This is a genomic window from Streptomyces sp. NBC_00433, from assembly GCA_036015235.1.
Classification (GTDB): domain Bacteria; phylum Actinomycetota; class Actinomycetes; order Streptomycetales; family Streptomycetaceae; genus Actinacidiphila.
In genome coordinates this window covers 1299146-1314078 of the sequence record CP107926.1, presented here as the reverse complement: position 1 = coordinate 1314078, position 14933 = coordinate 1299146, and the positions used below count along the sequence as shown (strand labels likewise).

Below are 14933 nucleotides of genomic sequence, written 5' to 3'. Positions count from 1 at the left end.
TCCGGAAGGAAGACGTGCCGTGCACCTAGCCTGGGAAGCGCCCACGGGCGGTCAAGGAAAGACGATGTACGAGCGTTCACGGCCCTGGTCGGTCAGAACGGTCGTGGCCGCACTGGTGGCCGTCGCGGGACTGCTCGCGGTGTTGCTGGCCTTCCAGCCGGCGGCGGCCGCGGACAATCCCTACCAGCGGGGACCCGACCCCACGCTGGCCGGCGTGGCCGCTTCCAGGGGGCCGTTCGCCACCGCGCAGACGAGCGTCGCGCCGGGCAACGGATTCAACGGCGGCACGATCTACTACCCCACCGACACCAGCGCGGGCACCTGGGGCGCGGTGGCCATCGTCCCCGGATACACCGCCCTGTTCGCCAATGAGGAAGCCTGGATGGGACCCTGGCTGTCCTCCTTCGGGTTCGTCGTGATCGGCATCGAGACCAACAGCCGTACCGACTACGACGCCGCTCGGGGAACCCAACTCCTGGCAGCGCTGGACTACCTCACCCAGCGCAGTCCGGTACGGGACCGCGTCGACACGAGCCGGCTCTCCGTGATCGGCCACTCCATGGGTGGTGGTGGCGTGGTGTACGCCTCCGAGCACCGGCCGTCGCTCAAGGCCGCGGTCGCCCTGGCGCCCTTCTCACCGTCGCAGAACATGTCCACCGACCAGGTGCCGACGATGGTCATGGCCGGGCAGAACGACACCGTGGTCACCCCCTCGTACCTCGACGGCCTCTACGCCACCATGCCGGCCGCCACGCAGAGCGACTTCGTGCAGATCGCCGGCGCCGACCACGTCTACTACACGCATCCGCAGAGCACCGAGATGCGCCTCCTGATCCCCTGGCTCAAGATCTTCGTCGACAACGACACCCGCTACACGAAGTTCCTCTGCCCGTCGCTGGCCGATCCCAGCGGCATTTCGATCTACCACAGCAAGTGCCCCTACGCGCCACCGGGCGGCTCCACCAGCGGTGGCACGACGACGGGTGGCACGACGACGGGTGGCACGACGACCGGTGGCACGACGACCGGTGGCACCACCACCGGCGGCACGACCACCGGCGGCACGACCACGGGAGGCACCCAGGGGGGCGCTTGCACGGCGACGTACGCGACCGTCAACACCTGGTCCGGCGGCTTCCAGGGCGAGGTCAAGGTCACCGCGGGCGGCCAAGCGATCAGCGGCTGGACCGTGCGGTGGACGCTGGGCAGCGGCCAGAGCATCAGTCAGGTGTGGAACGGTGCGATCAGTACCAGCGGCTCCGATGTGTCGGTGCGCAACGTCTCCTACAACGGCTCACTGCAACCGTCCGCGTCGACCACGTTCGGCTTCCTCGGCACCGGTACGCCCGCCGACGTGTCATTGAGCTGCACCAGTCCGTGATCCGGGCGGGCCTGAGGAGCGGAACCGGACCGCCCCCGTGCTGGCCCGCAGGGAGACCGGAGGGGCCAGCAGGATGTGCCGGGGCTGCGTAGCCGGCTCGGCGATGCGCTCGATCAGCAGGGCCACCGCCTGCGCGCCCATCTCCTGGGCGGGGACGTCCGCCGCCGTCAGCGGCGGTCGGAAGTCCTCGGCCCACATCCGGCCCGCAACCCCGGTGACGGAGAAGTCGGAGGGAACGCTCAGCCCCGCATCGGCGAGAGCGCGCTGAACACCCGGAAGAGCGGCCTCGTTGACGGTCGTGACGGCGGTCAGGTCGGGATGGTCCCGCAGGAGCTGCTCGACGCACTCCTGGCCCGAGCGGGCGTCGTCGCCGCATGTGGCCTCGACGCCCTCAAGGTGCCGCTCCCGGGTTGCGGCGGTGAACCCCTCACTCGCCCGGCGCGCCGGACCGTAACCTGCCGCGACCAGCTCGGGGGAGCGGTTCACCAGGGCGACCTTGCGGTGGCCGAGGTCTGCCAGGTGGCGCACCGTGTGGTGGATCAGGCCTGCGTAGTCGATGTCGATCCAGCACATCCGCTCATCGTCCGCGGGGTGGCCGATGCCGACGAAGGGCAGCCCTGTCTGCTGCAGGCGGCCCACGCGGGCGTCCTCGACCCGGATCTCCATCAGGATGACGCCGTCGACGCGGCTTTCGGAGACCAGCCGCTCGAAGGACCGGTCGTGGTCGCCGCCGGAAGGGGACAGCAGGACGTCCAGGTCCGCGTCGGCCGCGACGTCGACCACGCCGGCGACGAAGTCCAGCTGCATGTGGGTCAGCCTCTTGCTCGCCGGCGGGATCACCAGTCCGAGCGTGCGGGTCCTGCCCTCCTTCAGCGCTCGCGCGGTGGCGTTCGGACGGTAGCCCAGCTCGTCGATCACGTCCTGGATCCGCGTGCGGGTCGCGGGCGCGACCGGGCGCTTGCCGCTCAGCGCGTACGAGACGGTGCTGCGCGACACCCCCGCACGCCGGGCGATCTCCCCGATGTTCATGTGCTCCCTCCCGCAGTCCGCTCGCGAGGGTGAACCCTATCTTCGTCGAATCGGTTCGGGTCCTGCCTCGCCGCCCCAGGGGCACCGCTGAGCCGGGGCGCCCCGATCGGCCCTGGAACGTCGTGAGGCGCGGAGACCGGACCGCCCGTGGCGGCGTCCCCGATCCGGGGGCGGCGCCACGGGCGGCAAGCCGTCCGGCCCCGGCCTACTCCTGGATCTTCCCGCCGGTGACGCGGGACAGGGCCAGGGCGATGAGGATGATGCCGCCGTTGAGGGCGCCGATCCACTGAGCGGGGACACCGCCGAGGGTGAGGACGTTCTGGATGAGGTAGAGCAGCAGGATGCCGGTGAAGGCTCCGAAGACGCTGCCCTTGCCGCCGTTGAGGCTGATGCCGCCGATGACGGCCGCGGCGAAGACGGTGAAGATGTAGCTGTTGCCCTGCGCGGAGGCGACGGAGGCCAGGCGGCCGGAGAGCATGAGGCCGCTGAGGGCTGCCAGGCCGCTCGCGGTGATCATGACGGTCCACAGCACCCGGTCGGTGCGGATGCCGGCCGCCTTGGCCGCGTCGACGTTGCCGCCGATGGCGTACAGCGACCGGCCGAAGCTGGTGAAGCCCAGGACCACGATGCCGATCGCGAAGAGGATCAGGCACACCCAGACCGAGGCCGGCATCCCCAGCCATTCGGTGGATCCCAGGTAGAGCATGGAGCCGGGCAGGTGGAAGAAGGTCTGGCCGCCGGAGACCCCGGTGAGGACGCCGCGCAGCACGATCAGCATGCCCAGGGTGACGATGAAGCCGTTCAGGCCGAAGTTGATGATGAACAGGGCGTTGACCGCGCCGATGGCCAGCCCGACGGCGAGCGTCACCGGGACGGCCCAGCCGCCCGGCAGCAGGCCGAGGCCGTGGCCCGCGCCGGAGGGCACGGTGAGCCAGGCGGCGATGCCGGGCGCGAGGCCGACGGTGGATTCCAGTGAAAGGTCCATCTTCTTGACGATCAGGACCATCGTCTCCGCCAGGACCAGGACCGCGATCTCCGACATCGTCTGGAGGACGTTGATGATGTTGTCGGTCTGCAGGAAGACGGAGTTGACCAGCTGGCCGACGATCGCGATCACGATGATGGGCGGGATCAGGGCGAGGTCCCGCAGGCGCGCGAAGGCGATCCGCCGCTCGGCCGACACGGCGGGCTTCGAGGGGTCGGTGGAGTCCTTCGGTGTACCCGTGGCCACGGTGTCAGGCATCGAGGTCCACTCCTTCCATGGCGGCCACCAGGTCGTGGTCGTTCCATCCGCGGGGCATTTCGGCGACGACGTGGCCCTGGACCATGACCAGGACCCGGTCGCAGATGCGCAGGTCGTCCAGTTCGTCGGAGGCGAGCAGGACGGCGGTGCCGCCGGCGGCCGTCTCCTCCACCTTGTGCAGCAGGAACTCCTTGGACCGGACGTCGACGCCCGCGGTCGGGCTGATCAGGACCAGCAGTCTCGGGTCGTTGGCGAGGGCACGGGCCATGACCACCTTCTGCTGGTTGCCCCCTGACAGTCCGGCGACAGGCAGGTCGGGGCCGGGTGTCTTGATGGCCAGGTCGTCGATCGCCGCCCGCGCGAGCTCCTCGCGCACCCGCCCGTTGATGAATCCGTAACTGCCCAGGCGGCGGGGGACGGTCAGGGTGCCGTTGTCGGCGATGGACATGTGCGGCACGTACCCCTGGTGGTGCCGGTCCTGGGGGACGAAGCCGACTCCCGCGGCGAGCGTGCCGGGAACGCTGCCGGGCCGGGGACGGACACCGGCGATGTCCACGGTCCCGCTGTCGGCGGCGCGCAGTCCCACGACGGTTTCCGCGACCTCGGTGCGGCCGCTGCCCGCAGCGCCGGCCAGACCGACGATCTCGCCGGCGCCGACCTCGAACGAGACGCCCTGGTAGGCGCCGGCGCTGGTGAGGGACCCGACGGCGAGAGTGCCGCCCGCGCCGGACGGGGGCGGCCGGCGTGACCCGCGCCGGCCGGTGGCCGCAGCGTCGCCCGTCATGGCGGCCACCAGCTCGCCGCGCGGCAGGTCCGCCACGGACGCGGTGAGGACGTGGCGGGCGTCGCGGAAGACCGTCACGGTGTCGCAGATGTCGTAGACCTCCTGCAGGTGATGGCTGATGAACAGGAAGGTCACGCCCTGCTGCTGGAGGTCCTCGATCCGGGCGAAAAGCCGGCTGATGGCCGCACCGTCCAGCTGGGCGGTCGGCTCGTCGAGGACGATGAACCGCGCGCCGAAGGAGAGCGCCCGCGCGATCTCGACGAACTGGCGCTGTTCGATGGTCAGTTCTCGGGCCGGGAGGCGTACGTCCACGTCCACCGACCACGTCTCCAGCAGTTCGCGGGACTTGCGCCGGACCTCACTCCAGCGGACCAGCCCGAGCGGCCCGCGGTCCAGGCGGTGCAGGAACAGGTTCTCCGCGACGGTCACTTCCGGGATGATCGTGGACTTCTGGTAGACGCAGGCGACTCTTCTGCGCCAGGCGTCGCGGTCCGCCAGCCGCGGGGCGGGCCGGCCGTCGAAGGCGACAGTTCCCCGGTCGGGGGCCTGCAGGCCGGTCATGATGGACACCAGGGTGGACTTTCCCGCGCCGTTGCGGCCGACGAGTGCGTGGGTCTGTCCCTGGTGGATCGTGATGTGGGCGTCGTCGAGCGCCACGGTGGAGTCGAACTGCTTGACGATTCCCGACGCCTCGGCGACGGGCGCTGCCGTACCCATGACTGGTGTCGCCTTTCCGGTCAGCCGAGGTGGTTGCCCCACAGGGAGGTGTCCGTGTTCTTCACACTGGCCACCCCGCCGTACGTGGCGCCGTCGGCCGTCACGAGCGGTGCGGACAGCTGGTCCTCCAGGACCCCCGGGCGGACCTGGATGATGGTGCTGGCGTGGTCGGTCTTGCCCGGCTTGAAGGTCTTCCCGTCCAGGGCGGCCTGCAGGTAGTACAGCGCGTACTTGGCGTACAGGTCGGCCGGCTGGGAGACGGTGGCGTCGATCTTGCCTGCGGCGATGTCGCTGAGTTCCTCCGGGATGCCGTCGTTGGACACGACGAAGACGTGCTTGGGGTCGCCGGGGCTCACGAGCAGCCCCTTCTGCTTGAGGACCTGCAAGGTGCCGGACAGGGCGAAGCTGGACTGCATGTAGACGCCCTTGATGCCGGGGTGGGCGGTCAGGTCCGTCTGCAGCTTCTGCGCCGCGGTGGCGCCGTCCCAGTTGGTGGCCTCCCCGTAGACCTTGATGCCGGGGAAGTCCTGCTTCATGCAGGAGTTGAAGGCTTCCGTGCGGTCCCGGCCGTTGATCGAGGACAGGTCGCCCTCCAGCATGACGACCTCCCCCTTGCCGCCGAGCTTGGCGCCGAGGAACTGGCAGGCCTTCTCGCCGTAGGCCCGGTTGTCGGCACGGACCACCATGTACACCTTGCCGCTGTCGGGGCGGGTGTCGACGGTGACGACGGGTATCTTCTTGCTCGCCAGCTGGTCGAGCGTCGGGGCGATCGCGGCGGTGTCCTGCGGAGCCATCGCCACGCCCTTGACGCCCTGGCTGATGAAGGTCTGGATGTTGGCGGTGAGCTTGGCCACGTCGTTCTGGGAGTTCGTCGTCTTCAGCGTCATCTTGAGCTGCTTGGCGAACTGCGGCGTGTACTTGATGTACGAGTTCCAGAAGTCGGTGTCGGAGCGGGGGTAGTCCACGCCGACGGCGGACGAGCCGCCGGAGTCGGAGTTGCACGCGGCGAGCACCGGGATCGCCACGGCGGCGAGGACGGCTGCCAGGGCCGTGGTTCTGCTGGAGGCTGGCTTCATTGCTCTGGTCTCCTCGGGGTCATTTGCGCGTACGGGGCGGGCTGGGTCAGCTGCGGAGGCGGATGCGGCGCGGGCCGCTCATGCCGCCTTCCGCCTCCACACGGCGCCCTCGGGGAAGCGGTGGGCGGCCGCTGACTGCGCGTGCAGCTCGGCGCTCAGCCCGGGGGCGGTCGGCGCCAGATAGCGCCCCTGGCGGATGCGCACCGGGTCGGTGAAGTGCTCGTGGAGGTGGTCGACGTACTCGATGACGCGGTTCCGCATGGAGCCGGAGACGGCCACGTAGTCGAACATGGCCAGGTGCTGGACCATCTCGCACAGGCCCAGGCCTCCGGCGTGCGGGCACACCGGGACGCCGAACTTGGCGGCCAGCAGCAGGATCGCGACGTTCTCCGTCACCCCCGCGGTCCTGCTGGCGTCCATCTGCAGGATGTCAAGGGAGCCGGCCTGCAGCAGCTGCTTGAACATCACCTGGTTGTGCGTGTGCTCCCCGGTGGCCACCTTGATCGGCGCGACCGCCTTGCGGACGGCGGCATGGCCGAGGATGTCGTCAGGGGAGGTGGGCTCCTCGATCCAGTAGGGGTCGTAGGGAGCCAGCTGCCGCATCCACTCGATCGCCTGCTGCACGCCCCACGCCTGGTTTGCGTCGACGGCGATACGGATGTCCGGTCCGACCGCCTCGCGGGCCAGCCGCATCCGCCGGACGTCTTCGTCGGGGTCCGCCCCCACCTTCAGCTTGATCTGCGTGAAGCCCTCGGCGACGGCGGCCTTCGACAGGCGGACCAGTTTCTCGTCGGAGTAGCCGAGCCAGCCCGGTGTGGTGGTGTAGGCGGGGAACCCCTCGGACATCAGCCGCTCGGCCCGCTCGGCCCGGCCGGGCTCGGCTCGGCGCAGGATGTCCAGAGCCTCCTCGCGGGTCAGGGCCTCCCGCAGATAGCGGAAGTCCACCAGGTCGACCAACTGCTCAGGGGACAGCTCGGCCAGCAGGCGCCAGACCGGCTTGCCCTCCCGGCGGCCGTAGAGGTCCCAGACGGCGTTGACGATCGCCGCCGCGGCCATGTGGATCACGCCCTTCTCCGGCCCCAGCCACCGCAGTTGGCTGTCGCCGGTCAGGCGGCGCGAGAAGCCGCCGAGGTCGCCCAGCACCTCGTCGACCGGCAGGCCCACCACGAGTCGGGCGAGGGACTGGACGGCGGCGACCTCCACCTCGTTGCCCCGGCCCACGGTGAAGGCCAGGCCGTAGCCCGTCGCCCCGCTGCTGGTCCGTACGGTCACGTAGGCACCCGAGTAGTCCGGCTCCGGGTTCATCGCGTCGGATCCGTCCAGGTCGAGCGAGGTGGGGAAGCGGACATCGGCCGTCTCCACGGCGATGATCAGCTCGGCCATACGCCCTGGCCCTTCCGGATCCCATGGGTATGCGCCCAGGGGCATTGCTGCATCCATGACATGGGATGGATTTATACGGGCCACGCCGACCGCCTGTCTAGAGGACGGCGCAGAACGGCTGTTGACGCTGCAGGTGGGGCCGACTGCGGGCGATACGGGGGCATGTCGCGCGACCAGGGATTATCCATCCCATGTCTGGTCAGACATTGGATGACCCTGCTAGTCTCATGCGGCGCCTGCAGGGGAGTGGGGGACCATCGATGTCACTGACCGACAAAGCCATCGCCCGGATCAGGGAACTCATCCAGTCGGGAGAGCTTCTCCCCGGGGCGAAACTGCCTCCGGAACAGCAGCTGGCCTCGGACCTCGGGCTCTCCCGCAACCTGATGCGCGAGGCGGTCAAAGCCCTCGTCGTCGCACGGGTCCTGGAGATCCGGCGGGGCGACGGCACCTATGTGACCAGCCTTGAGCCGGCGCTGCTGCTGGAAGGCCTCGGGTCCGCGGTGGAACTGCTCCGCGGCGACAAGATGCTGGAGCTGACCGAGGTCCGCAGACTCTTCGAACCGATCGCCACCGGTCTGGCTGCCGGCCGGATCACCGAGGAAGACCTCACCGAGATCAAGTACCACCTGGACGCCATGACGCTCGCCCGCGACGACGTCGAGCTGCTCAACAAGCACGACGCCGCCTTCCACCGTGCCGTCATCGCCTCCGCCGGCAACAGCACGCTGGCCACCCTGCTGGAGGGCATCTCCAGCCGGACGGTACGTGCCCGGGTGTGGCGCGGGCTGGTCGACGACAAGGCCGGCGACCGGACCGTGGCGGAGCACCGGGCGATCTACAACGCGCTGGTCGCACGGGACCGCGCCCTGGCCGAGGCCGCTGCCCTGATCCATGTGAGCACGACCGAGCAGTGGCTGCGCGAGCACTTCGACCAGGAGGGCGGCAGCGCGGGCAGCCGTCCGTGACTGGCGGGCCGGAAGGACGGGAAGAGTGAGGACACGCCTGGCCTACGGCGAGAGCGGGCTGGACATCGACGTCGACCCCGCGGTGACCACCGTGGTCGAACCGGTGCACCACGAGGCCGCTCGCGACCAGGCCGCGGTACTGACCGCGGCGCTGCGGCACCCGGTCGCCGGGCCTCCGCTGCGGGAGCGTATCCGCCCCGGGCACACGGTGGCGATCTCGATGTGCGACGGCACCCGCCCACAGCCGCGGCATCTCATGATCCCCGCCGTCCTCGCGGAAATGGAGGGGATCGTACGGCTCGACGACGTGGTGATCCTGGTCGCCACCGGGACCCACCGCGGCAACACCGACGCCGAACTGCGGCGGATGCTCGGCGACGACATCGTCGACCGGGTGCGCGTGGTCAACCACGACGCACGCGACCGGAGCCGGCTGACCTGGATGGGCACCCACGGCGACGGGGTGCCGGTGTGGCTCGACAAGGAATGGGTCGAGGCGGACGTGCGGATCACCACCGGGTTCGTCGAACCGCACTTCTTCGCGGGCTTCTCCGGCGGCCCCAAGCTCGTCGCCCCCGGGCTGGCCGCACTGGAGACCGTACTCGTCCTCCACGACGCCGCCCGTATCGGCAGCCCCCGCGCCACCTGGGGCGTCACCCGTGGAAACCCCGTCCACGACGATGTTCGCGCCATCGCGGCAGCCACCGGCGTCACCTTCGCCCTCGACGTGATCCTGAACCGGGACAAGGACATCGTCGCCGCGTTCGGCGGGGACCTGCTCCCCATGCACGCCGCCGCCACGACCGCCGTCACCCGCATGGCCATGCGCCCGGTGCCCGAGCCGTTCGACGTGGTCGTCACGACCAACTCCGGCTTCCCGCTCGACCAGAACCTCTACCAGGCGGTGAAGGGGATGTCGGCCGCCTTCCAGGTCGTCAGACCGGGAGGGACGATCGTGTGCGCCGCCGAATGCCGCGACGGCTTCCCCGACCACGGCTCCTACCGCCAGGTCCTGGCCTCGGCGGCCTCGCCGCAGGAACTGCTGAGGACGATCGGGGCACGCTCCGCCGCCGAGACCGTCCCCGACCAGTGGCAGGTGCAGATCCAGGCCCGCATCCAGGCGGGAAGCAACGTGGTGATGGCCACCTCCTACCTGACCGACGACGAACTGGCAGCCGCGCACCTGCGGCAGACCCGGGACGTCTCGGAAACCGTGGCCCGGGCGCTGGCCGCCGCCGGGCCGGGGGCGCGGCTGTGCGTGCTGCCCGAGGGCCCGCAGACGATTCCCTACCTTGACGGCTCCGGCGCCGCGAAGCAGGCCTGACGCGGCGCCGGATGTGCTGCGTGCCGTCGCTCAGCCGAGGGCGATCGCCGTCCAGGAGACCGGCGGCAGGTCGATGGTGAGCATCCCGTCGGCAAGCGCCGCGCTGGTGTTCGCGGACGGGGTGACCCGGTCCTGCTCGGCGAGCGTGTTCTTCGCGTAGGCATCGGAGTCGGCGAGCGTGACCGCCTCGACGACGCGCGACGAGCCGAGGCCGCGCACGTCGATCGTGACCTGCGCGGCCTCGGCGAGGTCGCGGTTGACGAGGAAGACCGCGGCGCGGTCCCCGTCGACGGTCGCGACGGCGTCGACGACGGCTGCCTCGCCGTGCCGCGCCGTCTCATAGGCCGGCGTCTCGATCACGGGCCGGATCACGTCGCCGGACGCGAGCCGGCTGGTGATCGAGAACGGGTAGAAGGTCGTCTGCCGCCAGGCCGGCCCGCCGGGCTCGGTCATGATCGGCGCGATCACGTTGACGAGTTGTGCGAGCGACGCCGAGGTGACGCGGTCGCTGCGCTTGAGGAGCGTCATCAGGAGGTTGCCGACGACGACGGCATCCGCCACCGTGTATATGTCCTCCAGTTGCCGAGGAGCGTGCCGCCACTCGGTGTCGACCTCCTGCGACTCCATGTGCTCCTTGAGGTACCAGACGTTCCACTCGTCGAAGGAGATGTTGATCTTCTTGTCCGAGCGCTTCTTGAACCCCACGTGGTTGGCGGTCGCGACGACGGTGTCGATGAAGTAGTCCATGTCGGTTGCCGAGGCGAGGAAGGAGCCGAGGTCGCCGTCGTGCTCCTGGTAGTACGCGTGGCACGAGACGTAGTCGACATGGTCGTAGGCGTGCTCCAGTACCGTGCGCTCCCAGTCGCCGAACGTCGGCATGCCGGACCCGGAGGAACCGCAGACGACGAGTTCGAGGTCCTTGTCCGCCATCTTCATCGCGGCGGCGGTGCGGGCGGCGATCTTGCCGTAGTCGTCAGCCGTCATGAAGCCGGTCTGCCAGGGTCCGTCCATCTCGTTGCCGAGACACCACATGCGGACGTCGTGTGGGTCCGGCGTGCCGTTGGCGACGCGAAGGTCCGACAGCGCCGTGCCGGACGGGTGGTTGGCGTACTCGAGCAGGTCCAGGGCGGGCAGGATGCCTCGCGTGGCGACGTTGACCGCCAGCATCAGCTCGGAGCCGGTGAGCTTGAGCCATCTGGCGAACTCGTCGAGGCCGACCTGGTTCGATTCGAGTGCGTGCCACGCGAGGTCGCGGCGCACCGGGCGCTGCTCCCGCGGACCGACCGCGTCCTCCCACCGGAAGCCGGAGACGAAGTTTCCGCCCGGGTAGCGGACGGTCGTGCTGCCGAGCTCCTTGACGAGTTCGACGACGTCCATGCGGAATCCGTCGTCGTTCGCGGTCGGGTGTCCCGGCTCGTAGAGGCCGGTGTAGACGCAGCGGCCGAGGTGCTCGACGAACGAGCCGAAGGTGCGTCGTCGGACAGGAGCGATGAGCGCCTGCCTGTTGAGCGTGATGTGCGCGCGGGGCAATTCAGTGGTCCTTGTCTGGGGGTGGCGCGGGCCGAGCGAAGGGGCCGCTCAGCGGCCTGCCCCTGCCGGGGTACGGCACGGGCAGGCTCACAACGGGTGCGTGTTCTGCAGCGGATATCAGCCCTTCACAGCGCCCGTGAGACCGCCGACGATCCGTTTCTCGAAAATGGAGAAGAAGACCAGCGCGGGCAGCATCGCGAGCGAGGTGAACGCGAGGACCTTCGCCGTGTCGGTGGAGTATTGCGAGGAGAACGCCTGGACGCCGAGTGGCAGGGTGAAATTGGCCTGCGAATTGAGGATGTACAGAGGCAGGACGTAGTTGTTCCAGCTGCCGATGAAAGCGAGGATGGCGACTGTCACCACACCGGGCACCGACAGCGGGATCACCATGCGGACGAAGAATCCGAGTCGGCTCGTACCGTCGATCGCGGCGGCCTCCTCGATCTCATTGGGTATGGCGCGCAGGAACGGCACCAGGATGATGACAGTCGTCGGCAGGCCGAAGGCGATCTGCGGGACGATCACGCCGAGCAGGTTGTCGATGAGGCCGAGGTCCTTGATGACGATGTAGAGCGGAGTGATCGCGATGACCATCGGGAACATCAGGCCGGCGGCGAAGAGCGAGTACATCGCGCCTTTGAGCTTGAAGTCGTAGCGCGCGATCACGAAGCTCACCATCAGGCCGAGGACGACGATGCCGACGGTGCTCGCCAGCGCGACCAGGACGGAGTTCGCGAACTCGCCCCAGAACCTCGTGGACTTCAGGATGTTGATGTAGTTGGCGGTGATCCAGGGGTGCGGCAGCCCGGCAGGGCTCGTGGTGATCTGCGAGTTGGTGCGGAATCCGCCGAGCACGATGTAGATCACCGGAGCGATACAGACCCCGATGAACAGCAGCGCGACGAAGTAGGTGAAGGGGCTCCCCCACTTCTGCGGCGCGTCACGACCGACCCGACGACCGCTCTGGCCGTTCGGCCCGGCGGCGGAGGAGAACCAGGATCTTGCAGTGGTCGCGCTCATCAGACGGTTCCCTCCGTGACGGCTCCCCGTAGGTCACGGCGCAGGACGAAGCGCTGGTAGATCAGCGCCACGATAAGCGATATCAGGAACATCACGACCGCGATGGCGCTCCCGTAGCCGTAGTTGCCCGCGTTGCGGCCCTGGGCGAGCATGTAGATCGCCATGGTCGAGGTGCCGGCGGTGCCCGAGACGTACTGGCCCCAGATGATGTAGACGAGGTCGAACAGCTGCAGGGAGCCGATGATCGACAGGAACGCCCAGATGCGGATCGTCGGTCCCAGCAGCGGCAGCGTGATGCGGCGCTGTATCTGCCAGTAGGAGGCGCCGTCGATCTGGGCGGCCTCGAAGAGCTCCTCGGGGATCGACTGGAGGCCGGCGAGCATCAGGATCACCGCGAAGCCGACGTACTTCCACGAGATGATGGCCATCAGCGTCCAGATGGCCAGCTTCGGGTCGGAGAGCCAGTCTGCTTGCAGGGAGCCCAGGCCGATCTGCCGCAGCAGGCCGTTCATGGCGCCGTCGCCCTGGAGCATCAGGCTCCAGCCGGTGCCGACGATGACCTCGGAGATGATGTAAGGCACGAAGATCAGCACCCGGATGATCGAGCGGCCGCGGATCTTCTGGTTGAGCAGGAGCGCGAGGATGATCGCCAGCGGCCCCTGGATGACCAGGGACAGTCCCATGATCATGAAGCTGTGCTTCAGGACCTGCTGGAACGCGGGGTCGGTGAGGATCAGCTTGTAGTTGTTCAGGCCGACCCAGTCGGTGGGTGCTCCGTAGCCGTGCCAGCGGTAGAAGCCGTAGTACGCGGCGAGCGCGACCGGAAAGATCACGAAAGCCAGGAACATGAGGATCGCCGGTCCGGACAGGAGGGCGATCTCGAGTCGCATCTTGGCACGGCCGCGGCGGCGTGAAGCCGCTCGCGGCGAGGTCGGGGGCGTGGCGGCGCCCCCGACCCGAGACGTGCCCTGCGACTGGCGGCCGATGGCCGCGTCAGTACCCAGGGTGTCGCTCATGGGCTTCTTACTCAGCCCCTCTCGGCAGCCTTGTTCGTGTCCTTGACGATGTCGGCCGCGGAACCCTTGCCGGCGAGCAGGTTCACGACGGCCGTGTTCAGGGCGTTGCCGACGTTCTGGCCGTACTCGGTGTCAAGGAACTGCATGGAGTACGCGGCCTTGTTGAAGGCCTGCAGCGCCGAGATGTTGTAGGAGTCGGTGACGACCGACTGGGCGGCCGGGTTCACCGGGATCGTGAAGAAGCCCTTGGCGTAGCCCTCCTGCTGTTCCTTGGTCACCAGGAACTGGAGGAAGTTGAAGGCCTCCTTCGGCGCGTTCTTGGACAGCGAGTATCCGCCGCTGCCGCCCATGATGGCGCTCGGGTCGCCCTTGCCGCCGGCCACGGCCGGGAAGGGGAACCAGGCCAGGTCGGGGAGGGGCTTCTGGTCCGGGGTCAGGGTGCCGATCACTCCGGGGTCCCAGTTGCCCATGAGCTCCATGGCGGCCTTGTGGTTCGCCAGCAGGCCTGCCGAGGACCCGGCGCCCTGCTGCGCGGGGGCCGTCAGGAATCCGTTCTGGAAGGGGCTGATCTTCAGGAAGGAGGCCAGGTCGTCACCCGCCTTGGTCCAGCACGGATCGTCGAACTTGAGCGACTTGCCGGCCTCGGTCATGGTGTCCTGGCTGCACTCGCGCAAGGCGAAGTTGTAGTACCAGTGCGCGGCCGGCCAGGCGTCCTTGGCACCCACCGCGATCGGCGCGACCTTGATCGCCTTCAGCTTCGCGACATCCGCCGTGAGCTCGTCCATCGTGGTCGGCGTGGCGGTGATGCCGGCCTGCTTGAACAGGTCCTTGCTGTAGTAGATGCCCTCAGGCGCCGTGTCGAGCGGCATCGCGTAGATCTTGCCGTCGATCGTGTCGCCCGCGAGAGCGGCCGCGCCGACGTTCGCCTTGTCGGTGTCGGTCAGGTTCAGCGTCTGGAGCTGGCCGGCGTTGACCATGGCCTGCATCTTGCCGCCGCCGCGCTGCAGGAAGACGTCCGGCGCGGAGTTCGAGTTGAGCGCGGTCTGCAGCTTGCCGTCGAGGTCCTCGTTCTGGACGTACTGGATCTTGATCGTGACGTTCGGGTGCTGCGCGTGGTACGTCGCCGCAGCGGTCTTCCAGTATTCCGCGCCGGGTCCGGGCTGCGCGTTCTCCCAGACGGTCACCGTGACCTTGCCGCCCGACGAACCGCTGCCGCCGTTGTCGCTGCTGGTGCTGCTGTCGTCGCTGCCGCCGGCGCAGGCGGTGGCTGCAAGCGCGATGCCCAAGCCGATCCCCACAGCTGTTGCGCTGCGAATCTTCCTCGTCATCGTGGAATCTCCCTGATCTGTCGTCACTGTCGCAATGAGTGGGATTGGTGGGGTTTGTGCAACGGCGATGGCCTGGTGGGCACCGAAGGTCTCGTGCACGTGCTGATCTGGTCGTCCGGCCGCAGGCTGGTACG

The 14933-nt window shown here is 68.9% G+C and carries 12 protein-coding genes; 3 read left to right on the top strand and 9 right to left on the bottom strand.

The window, feature by feature from the left end; translation table 11 throughout:
- Window positions 1-64: 64 nt before the first annotated feature.
- Window positions 65-1381, top strand: coding sequence for a cellulose binding domain-containing protein (locus tag OG900_05060; GenBank protein ID WUH89582.1), 1317 nt, complete (start codon window positions 65-67; stop codon window positions 1379-1381).
- On the opposite strand, the gene OG900_05055 is transcribed toward OG900_05060, so the two are convergent.
- The 5 genes from OG900_05055 to OG900_05035 form a co-directional block, all read right to left on the bottom strand.
- Window positions 1358-2410 (bottom strand): LacI family transcriptional regulator, encoded by a 1053-nt coding sequence (locus tag OG900_05055; protein ID WUH89581.1) that lies wholly within the window; start codon window positions 2408-2410, stop codon window positions 1358-1360. The genes OG900_05060 and OG900_05055 overlap by 24 nt on opposite strands.
- Window positions 2411-2615: 205 nt before the next feature.
- Window positions 2616-3653: an ABC transporter permease gene (locus OG900_05050; GenBank protein ID WUH89580.1), complete on the bottom strand. Its 1038-nt coding sequence runs from the start codon at window positions 3651-3653 to the stop codon at window positions 2616-2618.
- Window positions 3646-5154, bottom strand: coding sequence for a sugar ABC transporter ATP-binding protein (locus OG900_05045; protein ID WUH89579.1), 1509 nt, complete (start codon window positions 5152-5154; stop codon window positions 3646-3648). The genes OG900_05050 and OG900_05045 overlap by 8 nt, the downstream gene beginning before the upstream one ends.
- 20 nt (window positions 5155-5174) lie before the next feature.
- Entirely contained in the window at window positions 5175-6230 is a 1056-nt protein-coding gene (locus tag OG900_05040; protein ID WUH89578.1) for a sugar ABC transporter substrate-binding protein, read from the bottom strand.
- A gap of 78 nt (window positions 6231-6308) precedes the next feature.
- A complete protein-coding gene (locus OG900_05035) occupies window positions 6309-7613 on the bottom strand; it encodes a fuconate dehydratase (protein WUH89577.1) in 1305 nt (434 codons plus the stop codon).
- Window positions 7614-7873: 260 nt separating this feature from the next.
- Here OG900_05035 and OG900_05030 point away from each other — a divergent pair, with 260 nt between their 5' ends.
- The gene (locus tag OG900_05030) at window positions 7874-8581 is read left to right on the top strand and encodes a FadR family transcriptional regulator (GenBank protein ID WUH89576.1); all 708 of its coding nucleotides are present in this window, start codon (window positions 7874-7876) and stop codon (window positions 8579-8581) included.
- Between the two features lie 25 nt (window positions 8582-8606).
- Window positions 8607-9905, top strand: a complete 1299-nt coding sequence (larA, locus tag OG900_05025; GenBank protein WUH89575.1) for a nickel-dependent lactate racemase — start codon at window positions 8607-8609, stop codon at window positions 9903-9905.
- A gap of 30 nt (window positions 9906-9935) precedes the next feature.
- On the opposite strand, the gene OG900_05020 is transcribed toward larA, so the two are convergent.
- The 4 genes from OG900_05020 to OG900_05005 all read right to left on the bottom strand — a co-directional run bounded on the left by OG900_05020 (window position 9936) and on the right by OG900_05005 (window position 14799).
- Window positions 9936-11435: an alpha-L-arabinofuranosidase gene (locus OG900_05020; protein ID WUH89574.1), complete on the bottom strand. Its 1500-nt coding sequence runs from the start codon at window positions 11433-11435 to the stop codon at window positions 9936-9938.
- 117 nt (window positions 11436-11552) lie between these two features.
- Entirely contained in the window at window positions 11553-12455 is a 903-nt protein-coding gene (locus tag OG900_05015; protein WUH89573.1) for a carbohydrate ABC transporter permease, read from the bottom strand.
- A complete protein-coding gene (locus OG900_05010) occupies window positions 12455-13345 on the bottom strand; it encodes a sugar ABC transporter permease (GenBank protein WUH89572.1) in 891 nt (296 codons plus the stop codon). The genes OG900_05015 and OG900_05010 overlap by 1 nt, the downstream gene beginning before the upstream one ends.
- A gap of 137 nt (window positions 13346-13482) precedes the next feature.
- The gene (locus OG900_05005) at window positions 13483-14799 is read right to left on the bottom strand and encodes an extracellular solute-binding protein (GenBank protein WUH89571.1); all 1317 of its coding nucleotides are present in this window, start codon (window positions 14797-14799) and stop codon (window positions 13483-13485) included.
- Window positions 14800-14933: the final 134 nt, after the last annotated feature.